Origin of the sequence: Rhodanobacter ginsengiterrae, from assembly GCF_050026815.1 — a bacterium.
In the GTDB taxonomy this organism is placed as follows: Bacteria; Pseudomonadota; Gammaproteobacteria; order Xanthomonadales; family Rhodanobacteraceae; genus Rhodanobacter; species Rhodanobacter ginsengiterrae.
In genome coordinates, this window is the sequence record NZ_JALBWO010000057.1 from 358,548 (window position 1) to 373,324 (window position 14,777).

Annotated in this window: 14 protein-coding genes; 9 read left to right on the forward strand and 5 right to left on the reverse strand. The window is 66.4% G+C overall.

What is annotated here, in order from left to right:
- Window positions 1–37: 37 nt before the first annotated feature.
- The gene (locus ACQGNJ_RS16650; RefSeq protein WP_426690364.1) at window positions 38–1,405 is read left to right on the forward strand and encodes a glutamate--cysteine ligase; all 1,368 of its coding nucleotides are present in this window, start codon (window positions 38–40) and stop codon (window positions 1,403–1,405) included.
- Window positions 1,406–1,548: 143 nt separating this feature from the next.
- Here the strand turns inward: ACQGNJ_RS16650 and pyrC are convergent, their stop codons facing one another.
- On the reverse strand, window positions 1,549–2,601 hold the full coding sequence (pyrC, locus tag ACQGNJ_RS16655) for a dihydroorotase (protein WP_426690365.1): 1,053 nt from the start codon (window positions 2,599–2,601) through the stop codon (window positions 1,549–1,551).
- A gap of 931 nt (window positions 2,602–3,532) precedes the next feature.
- Here pyrC and ACQGNJ_RS16660 point away from each other — a divergent pair.
- Complete coding sequence (locus ACQGNJ_RS16660; protein WP_426690366.1) at window positions 3,533–3,913, forward strand: tautomerase family protein; 381 nt, start codon at window positions 3,533–3,535, stop codon at window positions 3,911–3,913.
- 152 nt (window positions 3,914–4,065) lie between these two features.
- Here ACQGNJ_RS16660 and hemB read toward each other — a convergent pair whose 3' ends face one another.
- Window positions 4,066–5,058: a porphobilinogen synthase gene (hemB, locus tag ACQGNJ_RS16665; protein ID WP_426690367.1), complete on the reverse strand. Its 993-nt coding sequence runs from the start codon at window positions 5,056–5,058 to the stop codon at window positions 4,066–4,068.
- A gap of 162 nt (window positions 5,059–5,220) precedes the next feature.
- Here hemB and glk point away from each other — a divergent pair, with 162 nt between their 5' ends.
- The 4 genes from glk to ACQGNJ_RS16685 all read left to right on the forward strand — a co-directional run bounded on the left by glk (window position 5,221) and on the right by ACQGNJ_RS16685 (window position 8,659).
- Entirely contained in the window at window positions 5,221–6,237 is a 1,017-nt protein-coding gene (glk, locus tag ACQGNJ_RS16670) for a glucokinase (protein WP_426690368.1), read from the forward strand.
- 58 nt (window positions 6,238–6,295) lie between these two features.
- Complete coding sequence (locus tag ACQGNJ_RS16675) at window positions 6,296–7,537, forward strand: hypothetical protein (protein ID WP_426690369.1); 1,242 nt, start codon at window positions 6,296–6,298, stop codon at window positions 7,535–7,537.
- A 30-nt stretch (window positions 7,538–7,567) separates the two neighbouring features.
- Window positions 7,568–8,251: an HAD family hydrolase gene (locus tag ACQGNJ_RS16680; protein ID WP_426690370.1), complete on the forward strand. Its 684-nt coding sequence runs from the start codon at window positions 7,568–7,570 to the stop codon at window positions 8,249–8,251.
- 87 nt (window positions 8,252–8,338) lie between these two features.
- Window positions 8,339–8,659 carry a hypothetical protein gene (locus tag ACQGNJ_RS16685; RefSeq protein ID WP_426690371.1) on the forward strand — a complete coding sequence of 107 codons (321 nt, stop codon included), beginning with the start codon at window positions 8,339–8,341 and terminating at the stop codon, window positions 8,657–8,659.
- Between the two features lie 9 nt (window positions 8,660–8,668).
- On the opposite strand, the gene ACQGNJ_RS16690 is transcribed toward ACQGNJ_RS16685, so the two are convergent.
- The 3 genes from ACQGNJ_RS16690 to secB form a co-directional block, all read right to left on the reverse strand.
- Entirely contained in the window at window positions 8,669–11,686 is a 3,018-nt protein-coding gene (locus ACQGNJ_RS16690) for a DEAD/DEAH box helicase (RefSeq protein ID WP_426690674.1), read from the reverse strand.
- A 111-nt stretch (window positions 11,687–11,797) separates the two neighbouring features.
- Window positions 11,798–12,823, reverse strand: a complete 1,026-nt coding sequence (locus ACQGNJ_RS16695) for an NAD(P)H-dependent glycerol-3-phosphate dehydrogenase (RefSeq protein ID WP_426690372.1) — start codon at window positions 12,821–12,823, stop codon at window positions 11,798–11,800.
- A gap of 9 nt (window positions 12,824–12,832) precedes the next feature.
- Complete coding sequence (secB, locus tag ACQGNJ_RS16700; RefSeq protein WP_426690373.1) at window positions 12,833–13,336, reverse strand: protein-export chaperone SecB; 504 nt, start codon at window positions 13,334–13,336, stop codon at window positions 12,833–12,835.
- A gap of 293 nt (window positions 13,337–13,629) precedes the next feature.
- Between secB and rpmB the strand changes: the two genes are divergently transcribed.
- The 3 genes from rpmB to ACQGNJ_RS16715 all read left to right on the forward strand — a co-directional run bounded on the left by rpmB (window position 13,630) and on the right by ACQGNJ_RS16715 (window position 14,724).
- A complete protein-coding gene (gene rpmB / locus ACQGNJ_RS16705; RefSeq protein WP_281014237.1) occupies window positions 13,630–13,866 on the forward strand; it encodes a 50S ribosomal protein L28 in 237 nt (78 codons plus the stop codon).
- A gap of 10 nt (window positions 13,867–13,876) precedes the next feature.
- Window positions 13,877–14,044 carry a 50S ribosomal protein L33 gene (gene rpmG, locus ACQGNJ_RS16710; RefSeq protein WP_007810357.1) on the forward strand — a complete coding sequence of 56 codons (168 nt, stop codon included), beginning with the start codon at window positions 13,877–13,879 and terminating at the stop codon, window positions 14,042–14,044.
- A gap of 89 nt (window positions 14,045–14,133) precedes the next feature.
- Window positions 14,134–14,724 carry a DUF4166 domain-containing protein gene (locus ACQGNJ_RS16715; RefSeq protein WP_426690374.1) on the forward strand — a complete coding sequence of 197 codons (591 nt, stop codon included), beginning with the start codon at window positions 14,134–14,136 and terminating at the stop codon, window positions 14,722–14,724.
- Window positions 14,725–14,777: the final 53 nt, after the last annotated feature.

The following is a 14,777-nucleotide window of genomic DNA, read 5'->3' on the forward strand; positions in this document are numbered from 1 at the left end:
CCCCCATAGTGTCGGCTCACCCCGCGAGGCTTCGTCCGTGTCCATACCCAGTGCCGTGAAGAGCACCCCGATTGCGGGTCGCCAGCAGCTCACCGATTACCTTGCCGCCGGCGAAAAGCCGCGCGCGGCCTGGCGCATCGGCACCGAGCACGAGAAGTTCGGCTTCCGCACCGACGACCTGCGTCCACCCACCTTCGAGGGTGAGCGCGGCATCAAGGTCCTGCTGGAAACCCTGGCCACCCGCTACGGCTGGGACGTGGCGCGCGAAGGCGAGAACCCGGTCGCGCTGTCCCGCGAAGGTGCCTCGATCACGCTGGAGCCGGCCGGCCAGCTGGAATTGTCCGGCGCGATGCTGGAGACCATCCACCAGACCTGCTGCGAGGTGAACTCGCATCTGAAGGACGTGCGCTCGGTCGCCGAAGATCTCGGCCTGGGTTTCCTCGGCATGGGCTTCCAGCCGAAATGGCGCCGCGACGAGATGCCGTGGATGCCCAAGGGCCGCTACAAGATCATGCGCGAATACATGCCCAAGGTCGGCTCGCTCGGGCTGGACATGATGACGCGCACCTGCACCGTGCAGGTGAACCTGGATTTCTCGTCCGAAGCGGACATGATCAAGAAATTCCGCACCAGCCTGGCGCTGCAGCCGATCGCCACCGCGCTGTTCGCCGATTCACCGTTCACCGAAGGACGTCCAAACGGCTATCTGTCGTATCGCTCGCAGATCTGGACCGATACCGACAAGGACCGCACCGGCATGCTGGATTTCGTCTTCGCCGACGGTTTCGGCTACGAGCGCTACGTCGACTACATCCTCGACGTACCGATGTATTTCAGCCTGCAGAACGGCCAGTACCTCGACCTTGCCGGCCAGGACTTCAAGCAGTTCATGGCCGGCAACCTGGCCGCGCTGCCCGGCACGCACGCCACCATGAAGGACTTCGCCGATCACCTCACCACCGCCTTCCCCGAAGTGCGCCTGAAGCAGTACCTGGAAATGCGCGGCGCCGACGGCGGCCCGTGGAACCGGCTGTGCGCGCTGCCCGCGTTCTGGGTCGGCCTGCTGTACGACCAGGAAGCGCTGGATGCCGCCTGGGACCTGGTCAAGGACTTCTCACCGGTCGAGCGCCACGCCCTGCGCGACGGCGTGCCGAAGCATGCGCTGAAGCTGCCGTTCCGCGGCGGCACCGTGCGCGATCTGGCCGAAGAAGCACTGAAGATCGCCGCACACGGCCTCAAGCGTCGCGCCCGTCTCAACAAGCACGGCGCCGACGAGAGCATCTTCCTCGAACCGCTGATCGAGATCGTGCAGGCAAACCAGACGCCGGCCGAGCGCAAGCTGGAACTGTTCCACGGCGCGTGGAACGGCAGCGTCGACCCGGTGTTCCGCGAGTTCGCCTACTGAGGCAGCAGCCCTCCAGCTTTGCTCCCTCCCCTGCTCGCAGGGGAGGGCCGGGGTGGGGTCCGCTCTTGATCTTGTTCGCCAATCCGGACACGCAGGTCCCAGACAGTTTCGATGAAGGTGTCTGGATGCTTCCGCCCACCTGATCAGAACGAGGCTTGCCCCAGCATCGACCAGGCGACCGATTCGCCAGCGCGCACCGGCTTGCACACCGACCCGGCAAACGGATAGCTGTCCGGCACGACCCACGCCTTGCGTTCCAGCACGACGCGTTCGGTGTTGCGCGGCAGCCGATAGAAGTCCGGCCCGTGGAAACTGGCAAACGCCTCCAGCCGATCCAGTCGACCTGCCTGCTCGAACGCCTCGGCGTACAACTCCAGCGCCGCGTGCGAGGTGTACAAACCCGCACAACCGCAGCTCGCCTCCTTCGCCTCGCGCGCGTGCGGCGCGCTGTCCGTGCCGAGGAAGAAATGGGCGTCGCCACTGGTCGCTGCCTCCAGCAGTGCTGCGCGGTGCGTCTCGCGCTTGAGAATCGGCAAGCAGTAGTGGTGCGGATTGATACCGCCGGCAAAGATCGCATTGCGATTGAGCAGCAGGTGATGCGCGGTGAGCGTGGCCGCCACGTTGGCGGGCGCAGCACGGACGAATTCCACCGCATCGCGCGTAGTGATGTGCTCCAGCACCATGCGCAGCGCGGGGAATCGCTCACGCAACGGCAGCAGGTGGCGTTCGATGAACACCCGTTCGCGATCGAAGATGTCGATGTCGGGATCGGTGACTTCGCCATGCAGCAGCAGCGGCAGCTCGTGCTTTTCCATCGCTTCCAGCACGTCGTAGACCCGCGACAACTCGCGCACGCCCGAGTCGGAATTGGTGGTGGCGCCGGCCGGGTAGTACTTCACGGCAAACACGCTGTCGCTGGCTTTGGCGCGGGCAATTTCTTCAACCGTCGTGCTTTCGGTGAGATAGAGCGTCATCAACGGCTGGAAGCGTGAGCCTTTTGGCAGGCTCGCCATAATCCGTCGCCGATAATCTTCGGCCTGCGCTACGGTGGTCACTGGTGGCTTCAGGTTTGGCATCACGATGGCGCGCGCGAAGCGTTCGGCGGTGTGGCCGACCACGGAGGCCAGGGCATCGCCATCGCGGAGATGGAGGTGCCAGTCGTCGGGGCGGGTGATTTCCAGGCGGGTAGGCGTCATGGCTGGCGGACTCGGATTGCGATCGGATCGCGTAATGGTATCGCGTGGGCGCGATCGGAGCCTCCGCACTTTTCGGCTGTCGACAAAAGCAGAGCTTTCGTCCTCCTTCGGAGGGCGAGTCACTTTCTCTCGCTTGCCCGAGAGAAAGTAACCAAAGAGAGGGGCACCCCGCTTCCGCGCCTCGCAGGCATCCTGCCTGCGAGGTACGCGTGCGGGTTAGGGGGTTTGTCGACAGGGCATCCTGCCCTGACGCCAAACTGGCCGGCATCCATGCCGGCCACCCTGCGGGCTTTTCCTCCACCCACCCGCCGCTTCAGAGGGGCCCCAGGTAGAGCAGCGGACCATCGTGGCCCGCATTCGGTACGCAACCGCTGCGCGGTTGCGAGAGCAAAGAGCAACGAGCAAAAGAAGAGCAGAGGCAATGCACTGCGATCACACCGCCGCTGCCTTTACTCCCTCTCCCCGGCAAAGCCGGGGAGAGGGTTGGGGTGAGGGGCGCTCTTGATCCAGCTGTTCTGAAGAGTGCCGGCCACGATGGCCCGCTGCTTTACCCGGGGTCCCTTGTGCGGCGGTGAGTCGGGGTCGACAGGCCGCGCAGCGGGAGTCGACAGGACGTCGACTCCTTTTCGCACGGGCAGGATGCCCGTTCGAAAAGCCCGGCCCCGGCTCACGGACTTGCCGGGCAGGAGCCCGGCAAGCGCCAAGTGGGGTGGCCTTTCTCTTTGGTTACCTTTCTCTTTGGCCACGCAAAGAGAAAGTAACTCGGGCGCCGCAGGCGCACGAAAGCTCTTGCTTCTGCGACGCATGTTGGACCACATCACGATATCGCGAGAGGAGTGCGAGGAGCGCGAGCGTCGACTTCAGTAGGCTGGCGTTGGAGTTCTCACCGCTCACCCCCATCTACCGTGTCTCATCTTCGTGGAGAGTCCCCATGCCACTGGTTCGTATCTCGCTCCGCCGCGGCAAGTCGTCCGCCCACATCGCCGCCCTGCGCAACGGCATCTACCAGGCCATGCGCGAAACCTTCAACGTGCCTGAAGACGACCGATTCATCCTTGTCAGCCAGCACGACGCCGGCGAGTTCGACTACGACCCGAACTACCTCGGCATCGCCCGCAGCAACGACCTGGTGATCGTGCAGATCACCTGCAACAGCGGCCGCACGGTGGAACAGAAGCAAGCGCTGTATCGACGCATCGTCGAGAATTTTTCCGCGGACCCGGGCCTGCGCACCGAAGATGTATTCGTCAATCTGGTCGAGGTAGCAAAGGAGAACTGGTCGTTCGGGAATGGTGTCGCGCAGTACGTGTGAGCGGATACCCGGCATACCCGGCTTTCAGCCGGACTGCCCTGTCCGCTGTCCACAGCGTGCCCGGACGCCGCCGGCACCGTCCGCGGACAGTCGGACGTCGCCGAGGGCAAGTGCGGCAATGGCGGCGGCAGCGCGCGTGACCTACTGAGCAGCTATTCCCCGCGCAGCCAGCGCGCCGCGTCGATGGCGTAATAGGTGAGAATCGCATCCGCCCCCGCCCGCTTCATCGAAGTCAGCGACTCCAATACCACCGCCTTCTCATCCAGCCATCCATTCTGCGAAGCCGCCTTCAGCATCGCGTACTCGCCGCTGACCTGATACACGAAGGTCGGCACGCCGAAGGTGTCCTTCACCCGGCGCACGATATCCAGATACGGCAGGCCCGGCTTCACCATCACCGCGTCGGCACCTTCGGCAATGTCCAGCTCGACTTCGTGCAGGGCCTCGTCGCTGTTGGCGACGTCCATCTGGTAGGTGTGCTTGTTGCCCTTGCCGAGGTTCGCCGACGAACCCACCGCATCGCGGAACGGACCATAGAACGCGGAGGCGTATTTCGCCGAGTAGGCGAGGATGCGGGTGTGGATGTGGCCGGCGTCTTCCAGCGCGTCGCGGATGGAACCGATGCGGCCGTCCATCATGTCCGAGGGCGCCACGAAATCCATGCCGGCCTCGGCCTGGGCCAGCGACATCCTGATCAACGCCTCGACGGTGGGCTCGTTCATCACGTAGCCGGTGTCGTCGATCAGGCCGTCCTGGCCGTGGGTGGTGTACGGGTCGAGGGCGACGTCGCCGATCAGGCCCAGCTCGGGATACGTCGCCTTCAGCGCGCGGGTGGCGCGGTGCATCAGGTTGTCCGGATTCCACGCCTCCGCGGCATCGAGGGATTTCACGTTGGCACCGGGCGAGGGAAACAGCGCCAGCGCCGGAATGCCCAGGCGCACGCATTCGCCAGCCAGCTGCAGCAGCTCGTCGATGGACAGGCGGTCCACGCCCGGCATCGACGGCACCGCTTCGCGCCGGCCTTCGCCGTCGATCACGAAGGCCACCATGATCAGGTCGCTGACCAGCAAGGTGTGCTCGCGCATCAGCGCGCGGGAGAAGGCATCGCGGCGCATGCGGCGCATGCGGATGGCGGGAAAGCTCATGAGGTGGTCTCGTGACGGGGCATCCGGCCATTTTACGCCGTTGCGTCGGCTGGCCACCGGATGCGCCACCCTTCTCACATTCTGCGCCGTACGGTGAGCAAAACACTGGACTAACCGCGAGCAGGCCGGCAGGCTTGACGCTTCACGTCGTCAGGAAGCTCCATGAGCCAGTCCCGCAGCGCCCCCACCCTGCTTGTCGATCTCGGTGGCACCAATGTCCGCTTCGGGGTGGCCGATCCCACGCGCGAGCATCCGCTGCTGCCGGACAGCATCCGCCGCTATCGCGTGGCCGAGCATGATTCGCTGGTGTCGACAGCGAAGCTCTATCTGGCCGACACCGGTCTCGAGGTGCGCCGCGCCATCGTGGCGGCCGCCGGCCGCATCGTCGACGGCGAGACGGTCAAGGTCACCAACAATCCGTGGGCGATTTCGGCGCGACAGACGGCGGCGGCGCTGGACCTGGAACAGGTGCATCTGGTCAACGACTTCGCCGCGCAGAGCATGGCGGTGACCTTGCTGCGCGGCGACGACCTGGTCGACGTGGGCACCGTGCCGCGGCCGGTGATCGGTGCCGAGAACGAACAGACCTTCGCCATCGTCGGGCCGGGCACGGGGCTTGGCGTTGGCGGACTGCTGGTGCGTCAGGGTCATTGCAGCGTGCTGCAGACCGAAGGCGGCCACGCCGGCTTCGCGGCGCACACGCCGGAAGACATCGCGATCCTCGACTACCTCAACCACAAGTACGGGCGTGTTTCCAACGAACGGCTGATCTGCGGCCAGGGGCTGGTGAACCTGTACGACGCGATCTGCCACATGGTCGGCGCCAAGCCAGCCGACCTGAAACCGGAAGACATCACCGCGCGCGCGAAAGACGGCAGCTGCTCGCTGTGCACGCGCACCGTGGAAACGTTCGCCGGCATCTTCGGCAGCGTGGCCGGCGACCTGGTGCTCACGCTGGGGGCCTGGGACGGCGTCTACCTCACCGGCGGATTGATCCCCATCCTGCTGCCGTGGCTGGAACGCGGCCGCTTCCGCGAACGCTTCGAGGCCAAGGGACGCTTCCGCGACATCATGGAAAAAGTGCCGACCCAGGCGATCATGAACCCGGAGCCGGGCCTGCTCGGGGCGGCGGCGCTGGCGGTGCTGGAATCGGGAAGGTCGCTGTTGCAACAGCGCTGAGTCACACCGCTACGGCCGGCGCAACACGGGTTCTTTTGATCGAACGCAAGGAACAGGCATGTCGGATACCGTGGTGATGCGCCTGTTGTTCGGCCTTGCACTGGCGCTCGCCTCGGCGCAGCTGGCAGCGGCGACCCCAGGCGCTGCGGAGCTTGGCGTCACCCGCGTCGCCACCATGGCCATTCCCGCCGCACCGCTTGCCAGTCGCGCGCAAGTGGACGCCTATCTGCGTGATACCCCGCCCGCCGACTCGCCGCTGGCCTGGCTCACCGCTGGCGCGCAGCGGCGCTTTGTCGACAGCATCGTGTTCGGTGAGCGCGGTGTCGGTGGCATGGACCTCGGTGACCTGCGCTATGAACTCACCCGCCAACAGGCATACACGTTGTTGCAACTGTTCGGCGCGGCGAGTTATGCGCTCGACCTCGGGGCGCGAACCCGCGTGCGGGCCGCCAGCGCCGACTCCGCCGCCGGCACGCTGGAACCCGCCTACGATCAACTGGTTGCTGCCGAAAGCCTGACCGACGGCAACGAGGCAACCATGGCTCGCAGCTACCAGGTCGACTTCGCCCCGCTGCAGAACGCGCGCGGGCGGCAGGCACTCGGCGAGCGCGACATGACGTTCCTGTTTCGTGCCACCTATCTTGTGGCGCGCATGACGGGCGCGCAGCCCTACCTGAAAGACCTGCGTGATGATTTCGCCGAACTGCGGCGGCGCCAGCTGGTCGATCGACCCCACGCCAGCGACTTTTACGACGCACTGATCACCTCCGGCCAGATCGAGGAGGCAAAGGCGCTGCTCAAGGCGTGGCCGGCCATCGAGCGTCGCCCACCGCCGTCGATGCGCATGGCCTACCGCATCCGCAATGGCCGGCCCAGCCTGTGGATCGCCACGCCCGATACCCGCAAGCGGGAGCTGATGCGCTTCCGTTTCAACATCCAGGCGCCCACCCAAGTCATCGTGCTGGCCTCCCCCGGCTGCCCCTTTTCGGTGAATGCTGCGCGCGACATCGAAGCCGAGCCACAGCTCGCCGACCTATTCCGCGAATACGGGCAATGGGTGGCCCCGCCCGAGGAGGTCACCGCCTTCGATGCGGTGCGCGACTGGAACCAGGCACATCCCGCGCTACGGCTCGGCATCGCCTACGACCGTGCAGCGCTGCCGATGGTCAGGCAAATCGAGACACCCACGTTCTACTTCCTCGATCACGGCACCGTCGTGGATACGGCAGTTGGCTGGCCCAGGGGCGGCAACCTGGGGGCGATCCGGCGCGGACTGCATCGTATCGGCCTGCTGCCTTGACCCATCCGAACTGACACCGGAAGAACTCCCATGCCACGCCGCGAAACCGCCTTCCTGTTCGACCTCGACGGCACCCTGATCGACAGCGTGTACCAGCACGTGCTGGCGTGGAAGGAAGCGCTGGATCGCGAAGGCGTGGAACTGTCGGTGTGGCGCATCCACCGCAAGATCGGCATGAGCGGCGGGCTGTTCGCCAACATGCTGTTGCGCGAGACCGGGCTGGCGATTACCGACGACCGGCTTGAACGACTGCGCCGCTGGCATGCCGAGGCATTCAACCGGCAGCATGCGCAGGGATCGGTGCGGCCGCTGCCGGGCGCGCGCGAACTGCTGGATTATCTCACCGCGCAGGACATCCCGTGGGCGATCGCCACCAGCGGCCGGATGGAAACCGCCGCGCCCAATCTGCAGGCACTCGGTGTCGATCCGGCGAAGGTGCCGGTGGTGACGCGCGACCAGGTGCGCCACGCCAAGCCCGACCCGGACCTGTTCATCGCCGCCGCCGAACGTCTGGGCGTGGACATCCAGCAGTCGCTGGTGATTGGTGACAGCGTGTGGGACATGCTCGCCGCGCAGCGCGCGCGTTCACTCGGCGTCGGCCTGCTGTGCGGCGGTTACGGGCTGGCCGAATTGCAGCAGTCGGGCGCGTTTCGCGTCTACGACGACCCCGCCGATCTGCTGCGCCATGTGGACGAAGTGGCCGCCCGCGACTGAACCGTCGCGCGGCATCTCATGAAAAATTAATCACCGGCGCCGGGCGACACAGTAGGCTTTCCACCTATCGCCCCAGGGAGTCGCCCCATGCGTCGACTTGTCGCCAGTCTGCCGCTCGCCCTGCTGCTCGCCGCCTGCTCGCCCGCGCCGACGCCACCGGCCACCAGCACCTCACGCGCCGCCCCCGCCGACGCCGCGCTCGGTTCTCCCGCGTGGTACGCCTGGGTCGATCGCTCGCTGGACATCAGCGACAACGGCCACGGCCCGGATCAGGGCTCGGCCGAGTGGAACCAGGCAGTGCAGAACAAGCTGGGCCAGGAGGCGCCGCAATCGCAACCCGGTTCACCGGAATGGCAGCAGTCGGTCGATGCACTGCTGCGCACGCGGCTGCCACCGCAGTCGTCCTGACGAATAGCTTCAGCCTGGCGCCAGCAGCGTATCCAGATCGCTTTCGTCGAAGCTGAGCCGCTGGCGGCTGCCGCCGCCTTCGAGTACGGCCGCGGCCAGTTCGGCCTTGCGCTCTTTCAGTTCCTCGATGCGTTCTTCCACCGTGCCCGAGGTGATCAGGCGGAACACGAACACCGGCTTGTCCTGGCCGATGCGGTGCGCGCGATCGCTGGCTTGCGCCTCGGCGGCGGGATTCCACCACGGGTCGTAGTGGATCACGGTGTCGGCGGCGGTGAGGTTCAAGCCGACGCCGCCGGCCTTCAGCGAGAGCAGGAACAACGGCACGTCGCCGTTCTGGAAACGCTGCACCGGTTCGGCGCGGTCGCGGGTGTCGCCGGTGAGGGTGACGTAGCGGATGCGCCGGCGATCGAGCTCGGCGGCGATCAGCTTCAGCATGCCGGTGAACTGCGAGAACAGCAGCACCTTGCGGCCTTCGTCGAGCAAGGCCGGCAACATGTCCATCAGCAGTTCGAACTTGGCCGATTCGTGCACGCCACGCGCCGCCTCGAGCTTCACCAGGCGCGGATCGCAGCAGACTTGCCGCAATTTCAACAATGCGTCCAGCACCACGATGCCGGAATGCGAAATGCCGCGCTGGGCGATCACTTCGCGCAGCTCCTCGGCCAGCGCCAGGCGCAGGCCTTCATAGAGTTCGCGCTGGCGGCCTTCGAGCACGACCCGCCGGGTGATCTCGGTCTTCGGCGGCAGTTCGGTTGCCACCTGCGCCTTGGTTCGACGCAGGATAAAGGGCGCCAGGCGCAGGTTGAGTCGCTGCTGGCATCCCTCGTCGTGCTGCTTTTCGATCGGCACGCGGTAGAAGCGCCGGAACGCGCTTTCGTCGCCGAGCAGACCGGGCACGGCCAGGTCGATCTGCGACCACAGCTCGCCCAGATGGTTTTCCAGCGGCGTGCCGGTAAGGCAGACGTAACGCGGCGTGCGCAGGCTGAGCAGGGCGCGGCGCGCCTGGGTGCGCGGGTTCTTCACCTGCTGCGCCTCGTCCAGCACGATCAGCGCGAACGGCTGCTGGCGCAGCGCCACGACGTCGCGCGGCAACAGCGCATAGCTGGTCAGCACGATGTCCTGCGCCCCCAGCTGTTCGAATTCCTCGGCCCGCTGCGGGCCGTGCAGGGTCAGCACCTGCAGCATCGGCGCGAATCGCGCGATCTCCGATTGCCAGTTCGGGATCAGGCTGGTCGGCACCACGATCAGCGCCGGCTGGGTCAGTGCACCGCCCTGTTTCAGCGACAGCAGATGGGTGATCAGCTGCAAGGTCTTGCCCAGGCCCATGTCGTCGGCCAGCACACCGCCGACACCCGCTTCGGCCAGTGCGTTCAACCAGCGCAGGCCTTCGCGCTGGTAGGGCCGCAGCTCGACGGTGAGTCCTTCAGGCACCACGTCACTGGCACGCTCGGCGGCATCGCGCAGGCGCGCGGCAAAACCGAGCAGCGGCTCGGCCGCTTCGAGCGTGCTGCCGCCGGGCATCGCCGCGGCAAGTTCTTCGAGGCGCCCGGCCTGCACGCGCGGCAGATGGAGTTTCTTGCGCGGCCGCTCGAGGTATTCAGCCAGCGGCGCCAGCAGCCCGCGCAATTCCTTCAGCCGCACCGGAATGCGCCGACGCGCATCGACTGGCGCATACCACACGGCATCCTCCGGCTCGTTCGGCGCCGGGCTCAGGTTCAACTGGTGCTCGGCCAGCGCCTGCGCCACGGCGGGCAGCAGGTTGTGTCGCTGGCCATCCAGCTCGATGCCGATCTCCAGGTCGAAGGCGTGGTCGTCGGCATCCTCCACCGCGTGGCCGTACCAGCGCACCGGACCTTCCAGTACCTCGAACGGAAAGCTGGGGGCGTATTCGACCTGGAAATTCTCGGCCTCCAGCTTGGGTCGCAGCGCCAGCCAGCGTGCCGGGGTATTGACCTCCAGCGCACCGGCATAACCGGTGCCGGGGAACAGCCAGGCATCCTCGGGCAGGGTCTCGGCCACGTCCCAGGGCAGGCCCTCGGTGTCCACGCCCGGGGTAAGCCCGGCACGCTCAAGCTGCTCCATCGCGGACAACTCTTCGGCCCGTCGACGGGTGATCTCGACCAGTTGGTCATTGCGCACGCGGCGCACCAGCGGCTCGCCACCGCGGCCGGGCAGCCGTTCGCCGGCGTAGTCGAAGGCCAGCCGCGCGTAACCCAGCGGCGGCGTGCCGGCGGCCAGCCGCGCGTGCCGGGTCAGCGCATGCAGAATCAGGATCGGTTTGGGCGCCAGCTCCGAATGCAACACCTCGTCGAAGACCTGCGGCAACGGCACCCGCGTGGCCAGCCGGCTGCCGCTCAGGCGACTGCGCAGACGCCGCCCGTGCTCATGCTTGAGCGGCGGCAGTTCGAGCCAGTGGGTCTCTTCGCTGGCGGCATCGAAGCGGCCCACCGTGGCGCGTTCGACATCGAGGTACCACAGCGTGTCGATGCGCAGCAGGCGCTGGTTGTGCGGCAATACCGGCAACAGGCGCTGGCTGCCATCGGGCTCCATCTTCCAGTGCCAGTTGAGCTGGTGCGATTTGCCGCGCGACAGGCGCAAGCCAGCCAGGCCGCCGAGAAAACACGGCGCAGTATCGAGAATCTCGGCGAGCAAGGTATCGCCGACGTGGCCACCGAGGCGCGCGTAGCTGCGTCCCTTGCGCACGTTCTGCGGCAGACCCAGCATGGTCGCGGCGAGGCGCTGCTCGTGCGGCTGCAGCGGCGACTGGGCCAGATGGCGACTGTCCAGCGGCACCGGCCGCGCGTAGCGGCCATGCTCGGCGACGCTGAGCAGGACCGGCGCCGCGTCCAGCCGCACGAAGGCGGCGCCCTCTTCGGGCATCACTTCCAGAAAGAAACCGAGCACGCCGTGCTCGTCAGCCGCGACCGGCTTGGGCGCAGCCAGCAGCCGCCGCCATGCCTGCGGCAGGGCTTCGTCGTCGCCCGATGGCGCGCTGGCGACGTGCTGTTTCTCGTCCGGTTGCTGCATGCGCATGCGGTCCGTGGCGACGACCAAAACATTGAGCTTAACAGCGCACGGGCAAGATGCGACCGTTGCGATCGCGGCCCCGGCCAAAGCCGGCCGGGGTGCCCTGAAAAATCACGCGTTGCAGAACAGACCGTGCGGATATTCCGGCTTCTGTTCGCGTGCCATCAGCGCTTTCAGACCGTCGACCGGGGTGACTTCGCCGTGCAGCACCGCGCGCACGCCGGCGCTGATCGGCAGGTCCAGGCCGTGCTTGTCGGCCAGCCGTGCCACTTCGTCGGCGGTGAGGATGCTTTCCACCACCTGGCCGATCCGGCGCACGGCTTCGTCGATCGCCACGCCCTGGCCGAGCGCCAGCCCCAGGCGACGGTTGCGCGACAAGTCGCCAGTGCAGGTCAGTACCAGGTCGCCCAGGCCGGACAGACCGATCAGGGTTTCCGGCCGCGCACCCAGTGCCACGCCCAGCCGCAGCATTTCGTTCATGCCGCGGGTGATCAGGCCGGCACGGGCGTTCAGGCCCAGCTGCATGCCGTCGGCAATGCCGGTGGCCACCGCCAGCACGTTCTTCATCGCACCACCGAGTTCGGCCCCGAGCACGTCGCCACCGGAATACGCGCGCAGGTTCGGCGCATGCAGCAGGCTCGCCAGTTGCTGTGCAAAAACCGCGTCATCCGAATGCACGGTCACCGCGCTGGGCAGCCCGCAAGCCACTTCCTTGGCGAAGGAGGGACCGGTGACCACGGCCGCCGCGCGACCGGGCAGCTGCTCGGCCACCAGTTCATGCAGGAAGCGGCCGGTACCCGGCTCGAAGCCCTTGGTCGCCCAGGCGATCGCGGTATCGGCATCGAGCAGCGGAGCCAGCTCGACCAGCATGCTGGCGAACGCGTGGCTGGGCACCACGATCAGCACGATGCCGGCGCCGCGCACGGCGCGCGCCAGGTCGCTTTCGTAGACCAGCTGCGCCGGCAGCTCGATGTCGGGCAGGTAGCGCTGGTTGACGCGACTGTTGGCCATGGCCGCCAAAGCCGTGGCGTCGCGCCCCCACAAGGTGGTGGGCACGCCGTTGCGTGCGATCAGTGCCGCCAGCGCGGTGCCCCAGGAGCCGGCACCGAGAACGGTCAGCTTCGGGTGATCAGCCATGGTGACGGATCAGCTGTTGAGCGTGGCCGGAACTTCGTCGCCACCCATCGCCCGGCGCTGCTGCTCGGCGAACAGCGCATCGAAGTTGATCGGCTGCAGCAGGAACGGCGGGAAGCCGCCTTCGAGCACCAGCGACGAAATCACCTGGCGCGCATACGGGAACAGCAGGTTCGGGCAGTAACTGCCGATGATGCCGGCCTGGTCGGCGTCGCTGAAGCCGGCAATGCCGAACACGCCGGCCTGCTCCACTTCGGCCAGATACGCCGTGCGCTGGCCGATCGTGCAGGTCAGGGTCAGGCTGAGCACCACTTCATACATGTCGTTGCCGAGGTCGGTGGCCTTCTGACCCAGGTTCAGCTGCACCTGCGGCTGATCCTTCTCGTCGATCTCCTGGAAGATCTGCGGCGCATTCGGCGCCTCGAAGGAGACATCCTTCACGTAGATCTTCTGCATCACCAGCTGCGGCTGACTGGACTGGCCGTTGGCCTGTTCGTTGGTGATCTCTTGTGCCATCGGGCGTTCCTCGAGTCGGGTCGTTTGGATAAAAGAGGACGATTGTTCCATACATCCCGGCCCCGCGCACGCCGCCAGCGGTGACAAAGGCCCGCAAAGATTGCGCCGACGCCTGTTTTTCTGCGAGAATACGCGGCTCGCCTCTGTCGACCCGGTGCATCCGGGCGGTCCGCCACGCGGTACGGACCTCACGATCATGCGTTGCAACAACTCCAGCATCGCGTGGCGCATGGCGCCGCTGGGCCGATCACACCCTGGCCAACGGGTGTCAGAAAATTATTACGGAGGTCGTCATGGCCCGTGTATGTCAAGTCACCGGTAAGGGTGTGATGAGCGGCAACAACGTCTCGCACGCCAACAACCGCACCCGTCGCCGCTGGTTGCCGAACCTGCATGAGCGTCGTTTCTGGGTGGCCAGCGAGAATCGCTGGATCAAGCTGCGCGTTTCCAACAACGCCCTGCGTACCATCGACAAGAATGGCATCGAGGCCGTGATTGCCGACATGCGCGCCCGCGGCGACAAGGTCTGAGGATCAAATCATGGCAAACAAGACCCAAGACAAGATTCGGATGATCTCCACGGCCGGTACCGGCCACTTCTACACCACGCAGAAGAACAAGAAGAACACGCCGGAAAAGTTCGAGTTCAAGAAGTACGACCCGGTGGTGCGCAAGCATGTGATGTACAAGGAAGGCAAGATCAAGTAATTGATCGCCGCCCCGAAGAAAACCCGCCCCTGTGGCGGGTTTTCTTTTGCCCGCTTGCCGGGCCGGCGGCGGCCCCACATCATCGCCGGATGAGCCCTGACCCTTTGACTGCCCTGTTTCCCGGTCTGCTCGGCGAAAGCAGCTGGCGCGACCTGCCGCCCGCCGTGCAGGCCATGCACGGCGCAGCGCCGCTGTTGCACGCAAGCGGCGTCGCCGATATCACCGGCGATGCGCACTTGCCCGCACGCTGGTTGCGCCGCTTGCTGGGCCTGCCATCTCCCGGCCTGGCGCAGGCCTTGGCGCTGACCATCGAACGACGGGGCAAATGCGAAATCTGGACCCGCCGTTTCGCCAGCCGGCAGATGCGTTCGACGCTGGAACGCCGTGCCGGCTCGCCCTTGCTGTACGAACGTCTGGGACCTGCCCGGCTGGGCTTTGCCTTGCGCCACGACGGCGACGCGATCGACTGGCAATTGCGCAGCGTGCATGTATTCGGCCTGCCCTGCCCGCGCGCATTGCGCGGCCAGGTGCTTTCGCGCAGCGGCGTTCGCGATGGCCGCTACCACTTCAGCGTGGATGTGCGACTGTCGTGGCTGGGCCGGTTGGTGGCCTACCAGGGCTGGCTGGAACCCTCATCGCCGGCGCCGTCCGGCGTGTGCCGAGACCATCGCCTGCGGTGATCGTGTTCGACGGCGCCTGTCCGTTTGGCAACCATGGCCGGACACCGCAGACG

Excerpts from the sequence above, each read along its gene's own strand:
- ACQGNJ_RS16680 (WP_426690370.1), top strand. The coding sequence starts at position 7,568 with ATGCCACGCCGCGAAACCGCCTTCCTGTTCGACCTCGACGGCACCCTG.
- secB (WP_426690373.1), bottom strand. The coding sequence starts at position 13,336 with ATGGCACAAGAGATCACCAACGAACAGGCCAACGGCCAGTCCAGTCAG.
- ACQGNJ_RS16660 (WP_426690366.1), top strand. The coding sequence starts at position 3,533 with ATGCCACTGGTTCGTATCTCGCTCCGCCGCGGCAAGTCGTCCGCCCAC.
- rpmG (WP_007810357.1), top strand. The coding sequence starts at position 13,877 with ATGGCAAACAAGACCCAAGACAAGATTCGGATGATCTCCACGGCCGGT.
- ACQGNJ_RS16695 (WP_426690372.1), bottom strand. The coding sequence starts at position 12,823 with ATGGCTGATCACCCGAAGCTGACCGTTCTCGGTGCCGGCTCCTGGGGC.
- pyrC (WP_426690365.1), bottom strand. The coding sequence starts at position 2,601 with ATGACGCCTACCCGCCTGGAAATCACCCGCCCCGACGACTGGCACCTC.
- ACQGNJ_RS16685 (WP_426690371.1), top strand. The coding sequence starts at position 8,339 with ATGCGTCGACTTGTCGCCAGTCTGCCGCTCGCCCTGCTGCTCGCCGCC.
- ACQGNJ_RS16715 (WP_426690374.1), top strand. The coding sequence starts at position 14,134 with ATGAGCCCTGACCCTTTGACTGCCCTGTTTCCCGGTCTGCTCGGCGAA.
- ACQGNJ_RS16675 (WP_426690369.1), top strand. The coding sequence starts at position 6,296 with ATGTCGGATACCGTGGTGATGCGCCTGTTGTTCGGCCTTGCACTGGCG.
- glk (WP_426690368.1), top strand. The coding sequence starts at position 5,221 with ATGAGCCAGTCCCGCAGCGCCCCCACCCTGCTTGTCGATCTCGGTGGC.
- ACQGNJ_RS16690 (WP_426690674.1), bottom strand. The coding sequence starts at position 11,686 with ATGCAGCAACCGGACGAGAAACAGCACGTCGCCAGCGCGCCATCGGGC.
- hemB (WP_426690367.1), bottom strand. The coding sequence starts at position 5,058 with ATGAGCTTTCCCGCCATCCGCATGCGCCGCATGCGCCGCGATGCCTTC.
- rpmB (WP_281014237.1), top strand. The coding sequence starts at position 13,630 with ATGGCCCGTGTATGTCAAGTCACCGGTAAGGGTGTGATGAGCGGCAAC.